At 40.7% G+C, this 15,983-nt stretch carries 14 protein-coding genes; 8 read left to right on the top strand and 6 right to left on the bottom strand.

The features are described 5' to 3' along the window. Nucleotides 1–1,356 (bottom strand): Gfo/Idh/MocA family protein, encoded by a 1,356-nt coding sequence (locus tag J2W55_RS12670; RefSeq protein WP_310096218.1) that lies wholly within the window; start codon nt 1,354–1,356, stop codon nt 1–3. Between the two features lie 554 nt (nt 1,357–1,910). Between J2W55_RS12670 and J2W55_RS12665 the strand changes: the two genes are divergently transcribed. Next, nucleotides 1,911–3,125, top strand: a complete 1,215-nt coding sequence (locus tag J2W55_RS12665; RefSeq protein ID WP_310096216.1) for an NHL repeat-containing protein — start codon at nt 1,911–1,913, stop codon at nt 3,123–3,125. Nucleotides 3,126–3,943: 818 nt separating this feature from the next. Next, nucleotides 3,944–5,014: a beta family protein gene (locus J2W55_RS12660; RefSeq protein ID WP_310096214.1), complete on the top strand. Its 1,071-nt coding sequence runs from the start codon at nt 3,944–3,946 to the stop codon at nt 5,012–5,014. Here J2W55_RS12660 and J2W55_RS12655 read toward each other — a convergent pair. Then, nucleotides 5,003–5,569 (bottom strand): sce7726 family protein, encoded by a 567-nt coding sequence (locus J2W55_RS12655; protein WP_310096212.1) that lies wholly within the window; start codon nt 5,567–5,569, stop codon nt 5,003–5,005. The two genes, J2W55_RS12660 and J2W55_RS12655, sit on opposite strands and share 12 nt — an antisense overlap. A 296-nt stretch (nt 5,570–5,865) precedes the next feature. Further along, complete coding sequence (locus tag J2W55_RS12650; protein WP_310096210.1) at nt 5,866–6,756, bottom strand: OmpA/MotB family protein; 891 nt, start codon at nt 6,754–6,756, stop codon at nt 5,866–5,868. 346 nt (nt 6,757–7,102) lie between these two features. Here J2W55_RS12650 and J2W55_RS12645 point away from each other — a divergent pair, with 346 nt between their 5' ends. Continuing rightward, entirely contained in the window at nt 7,103–7,741 is a 639-nt protein-coding gene (locus J2W55_RS12645) for a DUF1349 domain-containing protein (protein ID WP_310096208.1), read from the top strand. A 65-nt stretch (nt 7,742–7,806) separates the two neighbouring features. Here J2W55_RS12645 and J2W55_RS12640 read toward each other — a convergent pair whose 3' ends face one another. Beyond that, the gene (locus J2W55_RS12640) at nt 7,807–8,688 is read right to left on the bottom strand and encodes a DUF3078 domain-containing protein (protein WP_310096206.1); all 882 of its coding nucleotides are present in this window, start codon (nt 8,686–8,688) and stop codon (nt 7,807–7,809) included. A 282-nt stretch (nt 8,689–8,970) separates the two neighbouring features. Beyond that, the gene (locus J2W55_RS12635; RefSeq protein WP_310096204.1) at nt 8,971–9,408 is read right to left on the bottom strand and encodes an RrF2 family transcriptional regulator; all 438 of its coding nucleotides are present in this window, start codon (nt 9,406–9,408) and stop codon (nt 8,971–8,973) included. Nucleotides 9,409–9,556: 148 nt separating this feature from the next. Here J2W55_RS12635 and hmpA point away from each other — a divergent pair, with 148 nt between their 5' ends. Next, on the top strand, nt 9,557–10,768 hold the full coding sequence (hmpA, locus tag J2W55_RS12630; RefSeq protein WP_310096202.1) for an NO-inducible flavohemoprotein: 1,212 nt from the start codon (nt 9,557–9,559) through the stop codon (nt 10,766–10,768). A gap of 53 nt (nt 10,769–10,821) precedes the next feature. Here hmpA and J2W55_RS12625 read toward each other — a convergent pair whose 3' ends face one another. Further along, the gene (locus tag J2W55_RS12625; protein ID WP_310096200.1) at nt 10,822–11,772 is read right to left on the bottom strand and encodes an NADP-dependent oxidoreductase; all 951 of its coding nucleotides are present in this window, start codon (nt 11,770–11,772) and stop codon (nt 10,822–10,824) included. Nucleotides 11,773–11,862: 90 nt separating this feature from the next. On the opposite strand from J2W55_RS12625, the gene J2W55_RS12620 reads away from it, so the two are divergent. From J2W55_RS12620 to purD, 4 genes are all read left to right on the top strand, one after another. Then, nucleotides 11,863–12,741, top strand: coding sequence for an AraC family transcriptional regulator (locus J2W55_RS12620; RefSeq protein ID WP_310096198.1), 879 nt, complete (start codon nt 11,863–11,865; stop codon nt 12,739–12,741). Between the two features lie 130 nt (nt 12,742–12,871). Then, entirely contained in the window at nt 12,872–13,915 is a 1,044-nt protein-coding gene (locus J2W55_RS12615; RefSeq protein ID WP_310096196.1) for an alpha/beta hydrolase, read from the top strand. An 87-nt stretch (nt 13,916–14,002) separates the two neighbouring features. Further along, complete coding sequence (locus J2W55_RS12610) at nt 14,003–14,419, top strand: acyl-CoA thioesterase (RefSeq protein WP_310096194.1); 417 nt, start codon at nt 14,003–14,005, stop codon at nt 14,417–14,419. 158 nt (nt 14,420–14,577) lie between these two features. Beyond that, nucleotides 14,578–15,852 (top strand): phosphoribosylamine--glycine ligase, encoded by a 1,275-nt coding sequence (purD, locus tag J2W55_RS12605; RefSeq protein ID WP_310096192.1) that lies wholly within the window; start codon nt 14,578–14,580, stop codon nt 15,850–15,852. The last annotated feature ends 131 nt before the right edge of the window (nt 15,853–15,983 follow it).

Below are 15,983 nucleotides of genomic sequence, written 5' to 3'. Positions count from 1 at the left end.
TTAATACTTAAACACTTTGCCGTTGGCCATTACTTCTTGTGTTTTTTCGTCAAACGTGGCCTTATAGCCGGTATGTACAGCGGCATTGGTCATGATATTTGCTATAGAGTGGCTGTATCCCGCCTCAACCGGCGCATTGGGTTGTTTTCGGCTGCGTACACATTCCATCCAGTTGCGTATGTGGTTTGATGTAAGCCTGTCGCCACCGGTATTGGCCGAAGCTACAACCTGTTCCGTGTTTTCCAAGCTAAGCTCGGGCAGCAGGTTAGCTTTCATTTTCATGGCGTCAGCCATTTTTTGGGTCAACCCGCCTTCCGGCGATACTTTGTTGGTATTCAGGTTCAGCTCGCCGCCGTTGGAGTAGTAGATCTCGGCAGGGTGCTCATCGCCGTTGTGCATCCGGGATCCAAAAGTTACCTGGAATCCTGTGGATGGATCATCAAGCGGGCCGTAATCAAAGGCGGCCAAAATGGTATCCCAGTTTCTGCGTCCGTCCTTCCACATATAAATACCGCCGTTGGCTACAACGCTGCGAGGGTGTTTTAAACCGGTAAACCAATGCACGGTATCAATCTGGTGGCTCATCCACTGACCGGGCAAACCCGACGAATACGGCCAAAACAAGCGGTACTCCAGATATATGCGCGGATCAAATGGCTCATACGGGCGGTTCATGATAAAGCGTTTCCAGTCGGTATCCTGTTCTTTTAGTACACCTAACAGTTCGGGACGGCGCCAGCGACCGGGCTGGTTAACATTCCAGGTAAGTTCAACCATAGTAATTGGCCCAAACTTGCCCGAGCGTATAAAGTCATTGGCAGCATGGTAATTGGCCCCGCTGCGACGCTGCGAACCTATCTGTACAATTTTACCGGATTCCTTAACCGCTTTAAGAGCTGCACGGTTATCTTCCATGGTTTCGGCAAAAGGTTTCTCAACGTAAGCATCACACCCTGCTTTTACAGCTTCAATAGCATGGAGGGCATGTTGAAAATCGGCTGTGCTGATGAATACCGCGTCAACCGTTTTACTGTCATACAGTTCTTCATTATTGCGATAAGCCTTCACATCATTCTGCATCTTTTCCTTCCAGGTGGCCGCGCCTTCTTCGCGCCGTCTTTTCCATATATCAGATACCCCAACCACTTCAAAATTAAGTTCTTTGTAGTGGTTCATAAAGCTGGGGATGTGCGAACTGCGGTGCCTGTCTGAAAAGCCGATAACACCAACCCGCACACGGTCATTAGCACCAATGATGCGTTTGTAGCTTTTGGCGCTCCAGCTGTTTTTAGCAATTATTACACCGGCACCAGCCAACGCGGCCTGCCTGATAAAAGTACGGCGTGATTTTTCCATGAAGTAGGTAAATTGGTTAATGACCGGTTTTCGCAACCGGTTAAATCAAATATCGAAGAAATTGACTAAAAAGCAACAGGGTTTTTAAATGTCTTTGTAACAATAATGTTTCCGTTGTTTTGCCGGCCAGAGCAACCGTTTATTACCGTATTGCTTTTTTTGAATGGCGTTCACGGTGTTCATGAACACCGTGAACGCTCATGAACACCAATTAAACATTTAATAATCAATAGTTTATATTTTTATCCCTACTGACAAAATCCTGTCACCACTTTTAATTCATTAAGCGCAAGTGGTTTTTATTCGCTTCATGCGCCGGGTTAGAAGCTTAATTTAAAAATCTCGCCAGTTCAAGCGTCCTGCGCTTGAACTTATATCAATATAAGCGTCCACGCTTACACAAATAATTATAAAAAGTAAGCGTCCACGCTTACTTCGGCAATTATTCAAGCGCAGACGCTTGAATAGGCAGGTAAAATAAATTTGATTGGTTATTCGATAAGAAATTCATATATCAGTACTTTTGTCTTTAATAAAGACCTTATCACAATTAAATGAATAAATACCTGCTACTCGTAACGATCGCATTTATTGCGTCACTTTCCGCATGTAAAAAAGAAGCCACCGGAAATAAATCGATCATTGATACCATTAAAATTAACGATACTATTAAAGTTAATGTTAATGAACTTGACCGGCCGATTAATTTAAAAGCTTCTAAAGGATTATATGGCAACAGGATAATTGTAACCTGGACTCCAATACCAAAGGCAAAAAATTACCGGTTATTTAAATTTGACGATACTAAGCAAGACTATCAATTACTAAAAGAATCGGCAGATACGAGCTATACCGACTTAGCAACTGTAACACCATTAACCAAAGTATTTTATAAAGTAATGGTGTATAACAGCAATATAGAATATAGTAAGTTTAGTGATATCGATTACGGCTACACTACTGGGCAAGCCTATAGCAGAAATCTATTTTTTGGATCCCCGGGCTCTGGCCAGGGACAATTTGTTTACCCCAATTACGTGGAGGTTGACAAAGATGACAACATTTATGTAGCCGACCTTGAAAATGGTAAGATTCAGAAATTCGATAAAACAGGTAAATTTTTGGAGTTATTTTTTGCAGGCATCAGGTCAGCACGAGGACTGGCTTTCTTAAAGAATGGCAATGCGGTTGTAACTCAGTTAACATTATCAGACAATTACGTTAAGATTATTGATAAGCAAAAGAATGTGGTAGCGTCCTGGGGAAGCTTTGGTACAGGTAACGGCAAGTTTCAAAACATTGAAGGAATAACTGTTGATGATGACCAAAATATCTATATAGTAGATGGCATTAATAATGTAGTGCAGAAATTCGATCAAACAGGAAAGTTTCTTCTAAAATTCACAGCAACAATACAGGCTCCCAACCAGGCACATGGGCCATATCCATTTGGAATTTGCTATTATAACAATAAAATTTTTGTTACTTCTCCCTATAACAGCATTATAAGAATATATGACAAAAACGGTAAATTTTTAAACTCATTGGATGCCGGAACCACCACGGAAGGAATAAAAGCCCGAAACAATTATCTTTATATAGCTTGTGCAGGCTTTATCTTGAAAACAGATGAAAAAGGAGAGATAAGGGAAAAAATAGGAGTTGGTCAGTTTAGCAGCCTAATAAGCGGCTTAACTGTAAATAGCGAAGATGAGATTATAGTAACCGAGGTATATGAACAAAAGATTATCAGTTATAAACATTTATAAGGCCTTGGTAAGGCATATAATTTGACCGTATAAAAAAGGGCCACTTTAAAAGTGGCCTTTTTTATTCCAGTTCTTTTAGTCACCCCGCCAGTTCAAGCGTCCTTCGCTTGAATTTATATTAATGTAATTCCACGCTTACAGTGATAATTATTAAACAAGGTAAGTGAGGACGCTTACCCCGGCAATTTATTCAAGTGCAGACGTTTGAATAGGCGATGACGGTTGCACAGTTTGTGAACCAACGGTTTCCTTAAACAAAAAAAGCTCCCGCCAGTTCAAACGTCCTCCGCTTGAACTTATATCAATATAAGCGTCCACGCTTACACAAATAATTATAAAAAAAGTAAGCGTGGGCGCTTACTGCAGGAATTATTCAAGCGTAGACGCTTGAATAGGCAGAGCAGTATAATATTAACGCCATACTAATATGGCGTCCGCATGACAGAATGTCAAAATACATTAAGCATAAAATACTGACAAACAGTCAAATATTCTCAATAGGTTAATTATATATTAATTATATTAAATGTTATTAATATTTATTTCTCGTAGATAGAATGGGGTTAAAATTAAATGCCACACATTGAAATGGCATGTCTATTGTCTTGTTAAACGAAATTAATACATACGTAAACAAACAAAGATTTCAATTATAGAAATCATTCAGAGGGCTCGTAAACCCTATTTTAAGTAGTTATGTCTGTGGAGGACGAGACAAAAATATAAAAAATTTCAATAAAACAAATTTTTAATTTTTTACTACTTAACCTTAATAATCAGTTACTTAAGAATAATAAAGTAAAAAAATTAAAAATTTTATGAAAGAAAACTTACAAAAAAAAGAATTGCAAGAAGTAATTGCCACTACTCAAAAAGAAGTATTAAGCTATTATCCGATACTAAAAGCGAAAAGAGGAGAATTAAAAGCCTTAAGAATATTAGACAATGGTACTAAAAGGTTTGTGACACCCATAATAGAATTAGTTGGAGGTAGTGAAGAGAATGTAAAATCTTATTTAACGGCAGATTGGGCATTTGAAGGAAATAAAGTATTACTTGACCCTTTTATCTTATTGAATGAAGACGAAAGCTCTTTTGATATATTTAAGAATATTTTAGATTTTTTAAATAGTAAAGGAGTAAATGCCGTCCCAGTAATAAGACTTGATTATTCGGATACCCTTTTATCTGAATTTGCAAGCATACTAAATAATGATTCGGAAATCGCAATTAGGGTGACCAAAAGGTATGCTATACCCAGGCGTTTTGATTCGGCAATTGAAAAACTAAAAAGTTTTTTTGCTTTTGATGAAAGTAACGTTAGCCTAATTATCGATTACAGTTATATAGAAGAACAAACTGTTGATACAGCTATCTCATCTGCAGATGCTTTACTTAGGCATATTTCTTTAGGCGATTATTTGGCAATCATATTAGCCGCAGGTTCTTTTGTGAAAGATTTAAGCTTAATACCGCCGGATTCCGTGGAGAGTCTCATAAGATATGAATGGGATATGTGGAATGAAATTACTTCAGACGATACCATGGCCGAATTTTTAAGTTATAGCGACTACGCTACACGTTATCCGATTTACGACGATTCGGTTCAAAGTTTTCCTGGCTCCTCAAGTATTCGGTATACAAGTAAGAGCCATTTTGTAATTCTAAGAGGTCATGTTCCGGGAAATCATCCAGATGGTATGGGGCAATATCATGATAAGTGTAATTTATTAATAGGTCTTTCAGTTTATGACGGAGCTGCATTTAGTGCAGCTGATAGTTTAATTAACGACTGCGCAGCCAAAGTGATCAATTCAGGTAACCCTGAAACATGGGTCAAAATAAGTACTGCAAGACATATTGAAAAAATAGTCTCGTTACTTAATTAATTTCCAATCTATTCTTTTTTTGAGCTTATTTCTGACTATGTCAGAAATAAGCTCAATTTCTAAATTTGCCGCTATAACTTCACAAAGAAGCCAGTTTCGATCTTTTTTTCTAAATTTAATTTGATTTTCAGATAATACTTCTAACAATTCATCTCTCCATAAAAGTTTAGCAATATGAAACGCTTGTTTATGTGGATTTTTTATAGCTGATTGTATATCAATAAAATTAATTTGTCCATTAACTTCTTCACAAATAGTTAATCCAACCCAATCTGGTAAGATTTGTTCAATATGTTTCGCGTGTTTATGTTCGGTGACTATGTGCAAATAATCTAAAACTTTAGAGTATCCAATTAATTGATTAGGTAATCTTTTTAAAGTATCTATTGAACTTTTTATTTCATATCCATGTAAACTGCAATTTATAACAGCAATATCAATCCGCGAATTAGTAGACGGAAAGCTAAATTCATCAATGATTTTTGATGAGCCGTCCTGCGAAAAGTGATATAGCTTAGTTTTTTTTAAGATTTGTCTTATGTCAAAATCTCGCATAAAATAAAGTTTCTACAAAGTTACAAAGATTAAATCTATTAGAGATCTCATTTGTTATGTAATCCTCTGCTGCTACATGCGTGTCGCTTCTATCAATTAATGCTATCTCCGCTATCGCAAGCCCACGGTTACAAGTTTCCCTGCGACCACCCCCGTTAGTTCAAGCGTCCACGCTTACACAAATAAAGTAAGCGTAGACGCTTGAATAGACCGAATAGGCGGGCACTTGCTCTTACTAATATCCTCAAACAAAAAGAGCCACCTAAAGGCAGCTCTTTTATATGCTATTTTCAATTTTACTGTTTTGGAGGTGTTACCGGTGGCGTTGTTGATTGCGCTTCCGGAGCTTTACCTATCAGGTCCATAAACTGATCAAGCTTTGGTGTAATAATGATCTGGGTGCGCCTGTTCTTGGCTTTACCATCAGGAGTATTATTATCGGCTATCGGGTTGTATTCACCGCGGCCACCAGCTGTTAAACGTTTAGGGTCAACCGCATAATTGTTTTGCAGGGCCTGCACTACTGATGATGCCCTTAAAGCACTCAGGTCCCAATTGTTACGGATATTTTTCTGACTGATAGGCACATTATCTGTATTACCTTCAATAAGCACGTCATAATTGCTGTAATCTTTAATGATCTTCGCAATTTTACTTAGTGTTTCGCCAGCCTTGTCAGATATCTCATAACTGCCCGATTTATAGAGCATATTATCTGAAAGTGAGATATAAACTACGCCTTTTAACACTTTTACATCAACATCCTGCATTTCCTGCTGACTTAATGAGCGGGTAAGGTTGTTGGTTAACACCATATTAAGCGAGTCGCTTTTGCTTTTGGCATTCACCAGTTGCTGAATGTATTTGTTTGAGCTGTTGATCTCATCAACCAATTTTGAAATATTCACATTGCCCTGGCTGCTGCTGTTCAAACATTTGTTCAGTGCATCCTGCAGGGCTTTTACGTTATTCCGTTCAGATGTTAATTGTTCTTCCAGGCTTTTTACCCGGCCGTTTGCCAAAGCAAGCGATTGTTCACTTGTTTGGTATTTTACGCTTAAATCACGGGTGCTATTTTGCAATTGCGTGTAATTAGCATCCAGTTCTTTGTATTTTTTACTGCTTACGCAGCTTTGGCCTAATGTTGCTACAACTAACAAGGCCAGTATGGATATTCGATATTTCATGTTTTACATTTATTTAAATATATATTATAACTAACTAATTATTAAGCATAAAGTTTGATTTAGCACTAAACCTGCCCCGGCATTAACCAACGCTGCCTCTTTAATGCGTGCAGGTACAACTTATTAATACCAATGATGCATTGCAATAACGGGCATTATGCTATTAAATTTTGCAGGCCCCTGAAATGAGATCACACGAATGGGGTTTTATGACCCTTTTGTTAGCATCATTGCTCATCCGGGAGTCACTTCCGCCACATGCTTAACAATTACTATACCATATGAAACGCAAAATCATATATCATGCGGTATTTTATTATCTTGGCCCCGCACTATCCTTATAAAAATGAAAACATCCTGTAGCACCCTGCATCAAAAAATCAACCTCATTATCATGATCTGTTTACTTGCCGCTACCGGCAGCTTTGCCCAAAGCCAGCCTGCCATGAACTGGTATAATAAGCCTGCAAAATGGATTGGGAACGCCTCAAAATTAACTTTTACGGTTGATCCCGGTACCGACTACTGGCAGGTTACGCATTATGGCTTTAAGCGTGATAACGGCCCGTTTTACTACCAGGAAACGGCCGGAAATTTTGAGGCCAGCGTAAAAGTAAACGGCAGTTACCGCGAGCTTTTTCACCAGGCTGGTTTAATGATACGTATTGACGAAAAGAACTGGATCAAAACCGGAATAGAATTTGTTGACGGCGTTCAAAACATCAGCGCAGTAGTAACCCGCGAAGTTTCTGACTGGTCTGTAGTGCCGCGCCATAACAGTCCCAAATCGGTTTGGCTTAAATTACTGCGCAAAGGCGATTATGTTGAGATCAAATATTCTTTTGACGGCCATAAGTACGATATGCTGCGCCTGGCTTATTTCCCGCCAGATAAAAAAGTACAAATAGGTATGGTAGCTGCCGCTCCAGGCAAACAAAGCTTCCCTGTTACCTTTGAAAATTTCAAGGTTGAAGCAGTAAAATAACTTGCCTCCAAAACAAAAGCCTTTAGTGTTTGCTAAAGGCTTTTATAATTTACGGCCGTAAGAGCTTAAAATTTATACGTTATGCCTGCGCCCAGGATTTGCTTAACCTGCAGTGCTATCTTGGTACTGCCATCCTTATTGGGGATCCGGGTTTTACCATCATAAATCATTTGTACACCCGCGTTAACGGTCACAAACTTGTTTACTTTCATGAACAGGTTGGCGGTATAATCAGTATAAATATCGCCAGGTTTGTGCAGGTAGTCTGAATACAGTTTCAGGATATTTTCAAGACTGATGTTCTGCACCAGGTTAACCTTGTAATAAGCATCAAGTGATGCACCAAACTGGAAAAGACTTTTGTTGCCGGGAGTAACACCAAAGGCACCAATTGACGAAAGATAATCGTCATTCACCATAATAATACGCGCTGCCGCCGGCGAAATATTGATCCTGAAATTATCCGACCGCTTATAGGCAAATCCGGGACCGAAGGTAAGGTAAGCCGGGGCAAAAATATTTGAGATCAGCGTTTTGGGCTCTGTTGTATAATCATATCCCCTGGTAAATTGGGTTTGAAAGTTCATATAAAAGGTATACAGCCAATATTGCGATGCCTGTCTTCCTAATAAGCTGTTCAGAATAATCCTGTCGTCGTTTTTGCGCCAGCCTGCGTCCTGTTGTTTGCTCAAACCATAGCCCAGGATCACCTTATTATCCCAGCTCCATTTATCTTTTTTATAGTTAAAATCGTAATTGAATACCAGGTTACCCGCAAAGGCATTTACACCACCTGCCGACCAATTGGAGTATGAGCTTTGACTGATTAAAAAAGTATTCTCGCCGTGTATGGTCCATCTTTTTGCAGTATCGGTTTTGGGAGTATTCTGAGCATAAACAGCAAAACCAATACTTGATAATGCTAATAATAGAATGATCTTTTTCATAGGCATAAAAGTTTAATGGTTAAAAGAAGCTTATCTGCCATTCACCTTTATCCGCCTTAATAAGTTCACGTAGTTACAAACTATATTAAATACAGATACCAGTTTTATTAAATACCTTATTGCATAGGCTTATCAATTTATATTACGGCATTGGCAGATGCTGAACCAAATATCGTATTTATTATTTGTTATTATTCTTAAAATTAAGATAACAGTTAAATATGTACCGTAAAATTAAGCCAACAAATCGTTTCAGCAGTTAAGCAGCTTAGTATATTGTGCTTATTTTTTTAGGGAAAGCAAACCGTTTATCAACTCTTCATTAAAGTTGCCTATTGTGGTAGTACTGAGCATAAGGTGTATACGGTTGCGGATATCTTTAAACTCATTGTGCAAAGGACATGGATTAATTTCAGAACATTGCTTTAAGCCCATGCCACAACCGTAAAATAAGCTGTCGCCATCAACGGCTTCCACAATTTCGCTTAGTGGCCGTAACAACGCCGCGGCATCCATGTAAAATCCGCCGTGCGGCCCCTTTGATGAACTGATAAGGCCCTTGCGGCTCAGGTCCTGCAATATTTTAGCTAAAAAATGCTCGGGCGAGTCAATCCCCTCGGCAATGTCTTTAATGCCCACCCTGTTACCCGATGATGTTTTATGAGCTATAAAAAAAACCGCCCTGATAGCATACTCACATGTTTTTGAAAAAATTGCCATAATTTGAACACCTCAAATTTAGCAAAAAAATTAATAAAAGATATTTTTGTCTTTTATTTTTTTATGTATAGCTTTGTCGCGTTCAATCATCAAATCACGTGGATTGTTGCACAACAATAAAAGACAAAAAGGTATTAATATATTTATTATGACAAACGAACAAAAAGCGCTTATTACGGCAACCGTACCGGTTTTAAAGGAAAACGGTGTATTGCTAACCAAACATTTTTATAACAGAATGTTTACCCATAACCCCGAGCTCAAAAACATGTTTAATATGGGCAACCAGCAAAGCGGCAGACAGCAAACCGCACTGGCAATGGCTGTGTTGGCTTATGCCGAAAACATAGCCAATCCGTCGGTATTGATTCCGGTAGTTGACCGCATAGGCCAAAAACACGTTAGCCTTGACATTCGCCCCGAACATTATATTATAGTGGGCAAGCACCTGATAGCTTCCATACAGGAAGTTTTGGGCGATGCCGCCACACCTGAAATTGTAGCGGCCTGGACGGTAGCATACAATCAACTGGCCGGGTTAATGGCCGGGCACGAGACTAATTTATACGAGCAGCAAACCCACAAAACCAACGGCTGGACCGGCTGGCGACCATTTAAAGTAGGTAAAAAAACACCGGAATCAGCCGAGATCACTTCGTTTTACCTTTACCCTGCCGACGGGGGTAAAGTAGCACCGCACCAACCCGGTCAGTTTATAAGCATACGTTTGTTTTTACCGCAGCTTAACCTGAAACAAGCCAGGCAGTACAGCGTATCAAGTACTCCGGGTCATGAATACTACCGCATATCTGTAAAGCGCGAAAAAGGCGCAAACCTGGATACCAACGGCATGATCAGCAATCAGCTTCATGACTTTATCAACGAAAATGATGTGGTTGACCTTACCGCTCCGGCAGGCAACTTCACCCTGGCGCCAGATATTGACGCCCCGGTTACCCTGATAAGCGGCGGCGTGGGCATTACGCCATTACTGAGCATGCTGAACAGCCTGGTTGAAAATGACTACACACACCCTATTACCTGGCTTCATGGCTGCCGTGATCAGTCCGTTCATGCGTTCAGAAACCAGCTGAATGATATTGTAAAAACAAAGGATAACGTAAAGCAACATGTTTTTTATAACCAGGTAACTGACGAAAACAGGGAAGCAGGCGTTTTAGAGGGTTATTTGGATATTAGCAAAGTGCCGTCGCTAAACCTCCAACCCAATGCGCATTACTTTATCTGCGGCCCTTCTGCGTTTATTCAAAAGCAATATCATGACCTTGTTGGCGCAGGGGTAAATAAGCAACACATTTACTTTGAAGAGTTTGGGCCACAATTGCTCTCTTTGAATTAAACATATATCATAAAACAAAAACCGGCTTAGCGCCGGTTTTTGTTTTAAAGCCATTATAATTCTACCACGATTTTACCCCTGGTTTTACCAGCATCTACCTTTTCGTGCGCGGCAGGGATGTCTTCAAAACTAAACACGTCAGATATGTGTGATCTCAGGCTTCCATTTTCAAGCAGTTTGGCTATTTGTTTCATATCCTCACCGTTTGATTCCACTGCCAGCCTGTATGCCTGCACATCTTTTAATCTGGCTTTCTCGGCATTTTCGCCTTCAAAAAAAGCAAGCAGGCTTACCACCCGGCCACCCCATTTAACAGCATCTAATGATCTCAATATATGATCGCCGGGAATGCCGTCAAGAACCACATCAGCGTCCTGTACTTTTTCCTCAAATTTTTCCTTACTGTAATCAATAAATTCATCGGCACCCAATGCCAATATAAAATCTTTGCTCGTAGCCGATCCGGTGCCTATTACGTAAGCGCCAAAGTATTTGGCTATCTGCACGGCATAATGACCCACACCACCTGCGGCCGAATGGATCAGCACTTTATCGCCCTTTTTTACCCTGGCGTAAGTAACCAATGCCTGCCAGGCAGTTAACGCGGCAAGCGAGGCAGCGGCCGCTTCGTTATGTGATACGTTAGCAGGTTTTATAGCCAGGTGGCTTACAGGAGCGGCTACATATTCGGCATAAGCTTTGGCATGGCCGGGGAATTTTACCATTCCAAATACCTCGTCGCCAATTTTAAACCCGGTTACCTCGTCACCAACTTCTACAACTGTGCCCGAAACATCCCATCCCAATATCATTTGTTCGCCGGGGTTTATCAGTAACTTCCTTTTCACGTATGCTTCGTTCTGCCTTACAAAACCATCAACCGGATTAATACCTATGGAGCTGGTTTTTATCAAAACCTCGTCGGCCTCAATAACAGGTTTGTCAATTTCCTTTAAAATTAGTTTATCGGTACCACCGTTTTCTGTTAATATTATAGCTTTCATGTTATCTTTATTTTTGTATACCCAAATGTAGGGAGAAGCCCCGGGCCATTTCAGGTACAATTTTGGGATAAAAATGCAGTTTTAAAGGATATGCAAACTCAACACCTCTTCCAGCCTTTTGACATTCATTTGTTCAAATCAAACGAATGTCCGATGAAGGTGCATCAGCATACCTTTTTTGAACTGGTGTATATTATGGAGGGCGAAGGCATACACAACATCAACGGCAACGCTTTAAGATACGGTCCGGGCAGCCTGTATATGCTTAGCCCAATGATGGTTCACCATTTTACTGTGGAGCAGCTTACGTCGTTTGTGTTTGTATGCTTTAATAACATCTATCTTAAAGGGGTATTGTCAAAAAATGACGAGCACAATTCAGGGAACTGGCTGCAAAAATTGGAATACATTTTTCAGAGCAAACAGGATCAGGGCGCTATTATAAAAAACGAAAGGGATAAACCGCTCACAGCAGCCATTATAGATGCTATTGTTGCCGAGTATGCAATGGGACAAAACATGCAGAAAGATGTGATAGAGCAACTGATTAACACGCTGATTACCATTATAGCCAGGAACATTACCATTAAGTGCGATGCCAAAACAGGTGGCGATACCATTGCTCTGCAGATCATCAACTATGTACACCTCAACATATATGACCATGAAAAACTGAAGGCCGAAAATATTGCCGATCATTTCAATATCTCCACAAACTACATCAGCGAGTACTTTAAAAAGCAAACCGGCGAAAACCTGCAGCAGTTTATCATCAATTATAAATTAGCATTGGCCGAAACCAGGCTGCGCCACAGCAATATGCGATTGAATGAAATTGCCTTTGAACTTGGTTTTACTGATGAAAGCCACCTCACTAAAACATTTAAAAAATACAGGGGAGAATCGCCTGCCCAGTTCAAAAAGAACATCAAAACAGCCAGTCAAACAGTAAATTCTTTATCCGCTTAAAATAAGCACAGAGCGGGCTCAGAGGAAAAAATGTGTTGTATATATTTAAAATTGTGCACTGGGCGACCTTAATTGTCGATGTATATTTGTTATGCCAAAATGAATCATCAACTACTAAAACATATACATCATGAAAACCCAAAACACTCCTGCCAAACCCGCTTCAGTTATTTTAACACTTAGCACAGGTCAAGTAAATGTGCAACCTATTGATCCGCAGCAAGACCCTAATATTGAAAGTAATGTTAAGGCATTTTTAAAAGTCCTCAATTCTGGTACAGGCAAGCCACTCGAAGAGCTTTCGCCAAAAGATGCACGTGCCGTGTTAACCGGCGCCCAGGAATCTGTAAAGTTCGATTACTCCGATATAACCATTACCGAAAAAACAATTACTGCCGATGGCGAGCCGCTTAAACTTCATATAGTTAAACCTGCCAATGCGACAGGCGTGTTGCCGGTGTTTATGTTTTTCCATGGCGGTGGCTGGGTGCTTGGTGATTTCCCCACTCATCAGCGCCTGGTTCGCGATATTGTGTCAGCATCAGGCGCGGCAGCAGTATTTGTAAATTATACTCCATCGCCCGAGGCGCAATACCCAACAGCTATTAACCAGGCGTATGCCGCTACTAAATGGGTTGCTGAAAACGGCAGCGAGATTAACGTTGACGGTAAAAACTTGGCGGTAGCTGGTAACAGCGTTGGCGGCAATATGGCCGCCGTGGTTGCGCTGATGGCAAAAGATAAAAAAGGGCCCGAAATTAAATTGCAGGTACTATTATGGCCCGTAACCAATGCCAATTTTGAAACAGAATCGTATAATAAATTTGCTACAGACCGTTTCCTTACAAAAAGCGTCATGAAATGGTTTTGGGATAATTACACTACCGACCCTGAAAAACGTAAAGAAATATATGCATCGCCATTGCAGGCTACCCTTGATCAATTAAAAGGCTTGCCTCCCGCGGTAGTAGCAGTAGCCGAAAACGATGTACTGCGCGATGAAGGCGAAGCTTATGCCCGCAAACTTGATGAAGCCGGTGTAAAAGTAAAATCAATGCGCTATAACGGCATGATCCATGACTGGGGTTTGCTTAACCCAATAGCCCATGTTCCCGGCACCCAGGCTGTTGTGGTTCAGGCCGGTACTGAAATTAAAAATGCGCTTGCTAAATAAACCCCGCAACACAACCAATAAAAATCCTGGCTGCTTACAGCCGGGATTTTTTGTTTTGATATATTTGCCCTCTACCTATAAATATATATGGAATATTCAAAAACATACGTTGCAAAAGAAGAGCATATAGATGTTCAGGAAATTATGGATGGGCTTTATTACCCATTTTATATGGAGTATTGCCGGCATGATTACATCAGGGAGGTACTTGGCTTTGATTTTGAAACAGAGGCAAAAAATGGCGTGTATATGGTTTTATCCAACTACAGCATCAGCTTTTTAAGATCATTAAAAAAGGGCGACGAATTTACCGTTACCTGCACCTTGTACGCCGATAAGTCCGGGCTGCCCAAGCTGCATTTTAAACAGGCTATTATGCTTAACGGCAAGGTAATGACCAAAGCGGTTTTTACCGGAACCTGCATCCCTGCCACCGGCGGCAGGCCCTATTTACCGCCATCGGTACTTGAAAAAATAAAGGACGCGCCCGTGTTGGAAGTGTAATTTAACCTGAGGTAACTATCTGCAAACGGCCCTTTAGTATTAACAATTAAAGGGCCTTTATATTAAGTGGGAACATATTTAATGACTGCCCCTTCGGCAATTGAACTCTTACCCGCGCTAAAACAGAAACTTACAGGCAAATAACTATCTTTGCCGCCATGAATATCCTGATCATCGGCTCGGGCGGAAGGGAAAGCGCCTTCGCCTGGAAAATATCTCAAAGCGCTAAATGCCAAAAACTTTTTATTGCTCCCGGAAATGCCGGCACAAGGCAATATGGCACAAATATTAACCTGAAGGTTACCGACTTTCAAGGCATCAGGGCATTTGTTTTAAGCAACGATATCAACCTGGTACTTGTTGGCCCTGAGGAGCCGCTGGTGAAAGGCATCCATGATTTTTTCCTCGCCGATGAACAACTAAAAAATATCCCGGTAATTGGTCCGCAACAGCACGCCGCGCAACTGGAAGGCAGCAAGGATTTTTCGAAACAGTTTATGCAAAAGCATAACATACCCACTGCTGCCTATAAAACTTTTACTAAAGATACCCTGCAGGATGGCCTTACTTACCTGGCAACAGCAGGCTTGCCCGTTGTTTTAAAAGCCGACGGCCTGGCGGCAGGTAAAGGCGTTTTAATATGCCTTACCCTTGAAGAAGCCCAGCTTGAACTTACCCAAATGCTTGTGGAAGCTAAATTTGGTGAAGCCAGCTCAAGCGTAGTGGTTGAACAGTTTTTACAGGGGATTGAACTTTCGGTTTTTGTAATGACCGATGGCACCAATTATAAAATACTGCCCGAAGCAAAGGACTACAAACGTATTGGCGAAGGCGATACCGGTCTTAACACAGGCGGTATGGGCTCTGTTTCGCCGGTGCCGTTTGCTGATGCTGCCTTTATGCAAAAGGTTGAGCAAAGAGTGATCATTCCTACTATTGAGGGTTTAAAAAAAGATAATATCCCCTACAAGGGCTTTATTTTTATTGGCCTAATGAACAGTGATGGCGAGCCGTGGGTAATTGAGTACAACTGCCGTATGGGCGACCCAGAAACCGAAAGCGTTATGCCACGCATACAGTCGGATTTTGTTGACCTGCTTTTGGGCGTTGCCGAAGGCAACCTGAATGAAAGAGAATTAGTTATAAGCGACAAAACCGCTGCTACTGTGGTAATGGTTGCAGGCGGCTACCCTGGCGAATACCTGAAAAACAGGGTAATAACCGGAACAGAAAATGTACATGAATCGATAGTTTTTCATGCGGGCACATCACCTGATGGTGAAAATGTAATAACAACCGGTGGTCGCGTTTTGGCTATAACCACGCTGCAGGATACCATGTTTACAGCCTTGCAGCAAGCTACTGCCGATGCCAGCCGTATTTATTACGATGGCATGTATTTCAGGCGCGACATTGGGTTTGACTTATTGTAGTTCATTAATTTATAACTATACGAGGAGAAATCTCCTATACTTCCATATTAAAAAAGCCAGATCATATTGAAATGATCTGGCTTTTTTAATGAGGTGCTGACTAATGAACAAGTGAACCAATAAACAAATGA

The organism is Mucilaginibacter pocheonensis, assembly GCF_031456535.1.
In the GTDB taxonomy this organism is placed as follows: Bacteria; Bacteroidota; Bacteroidia; order Sphingobacteriales; family Sphingobacteriaceae; genus Mucilaginibacter; species Mucilaginibacter pocheonensis.
This window is presented reverse-complemented; position numbering and strand designations above follow the sequence as displayed.

Excerpts from the sequence above, each read along its gene's own strand:
- J2W55_RS12670 (WP_310096218.1), bottom strand. The coding sequence starts at position 1,356 with ATGGAAAAATCACGCCGTACTTTTATCAGGCAGGCCGCGTTGGCTGGT.
- J2W55_RS12665 (WP_310096216.1), top strand. The coding sequence starts at position 1,911 with ATGAATAAATACCTGCTACTCGTAACGATCGCATTTATTGCGTCACTT.
- J2W55_RS12660 (WP_310096214.1), top strand. The coding sequence starts at position 3,944 with ATGAAAGAAAACTTACAAAAAAAAGAATTGCAAGAAGTAATTGCCACT.
- J2W55_RS12655 (WP_310096212.1), bottom strand. The coding sequence starts at position 5,569 with ATGCGAGATTTTGACATAAGACAAATCTTAAAAAAAACTAAGCTATAT.
- J2W55_RS12650 (WP_310096210.1), bottom strand. The coding sequence starts at position 6,756 with ATGAAATATCGAATATCCATACTGGCCTTGTTAGTTGTAGCAACATTA.
- J2W55_RS12645 (WP_310096208.1), top strand. The coding sequence starts at position 7,103 with ATGAAAACATCCTGTAGCACCCTGCATCAAAAAATCAACCTCATTATC.
- J2W55_RS12640 (WP_310096206.1), bottom strand. The coding sequence starts at position 8,688 with ATGAAAAAGATCATTCTATTATTAGCATTATCAAGTATTGGTTTTGCT.
- J2W55_RS12635 (WP_310096204.1), bottom strand. The coding sequence starts at position 9,408 with ATGGCAATTTTTTCAAAAACATGTGAGTATGCTATCAGGGCGGTTTTT.
- hmpA (WP_310096202.1), top strand. The coding sequence starts at position 9,557 with ATGACAAACGAACAAAAAGCGCTTATTACGGCAACCGTACCGGTTTTA.
- J2W55_RS12625 (WP_310096200.1), bottom strand. The coding sequence starts at position 11,772 with ATGAAAGCTATAATATTAACAGAAAACGGTGGTACCGATAAACTAATT.
- J2W55_RS12620 (WP_310096198.1), top strand. The coding sequence starts at position 11,863 with ATGCAAACTCAACACCTCTTCCAGCCTTTTGACATTCATTTGTTCAAA.
- J2W55_RS12615 (WP_310096196.1), top strand. The coding sequence starts at position 12,872 with ATGAAAACCCAAAACACTCCTGCCAAACCCGCTTCAGTTATTTTAACA.
- J2W55_RS12610 (WP_310096194.1), top strand. The coding sequence starts at position 14,003 with ATGGAATATTCAAAAACATACGTTGCAAAAGAAGAGCATATAGATGTT.
- purD (WP_310096192.1), top strand. The coding sequence starts at position 14,578 with ATGAATATCCTGATCATCGGCTCGGGCGGAAGGGAAAGCGCCTTCGCC.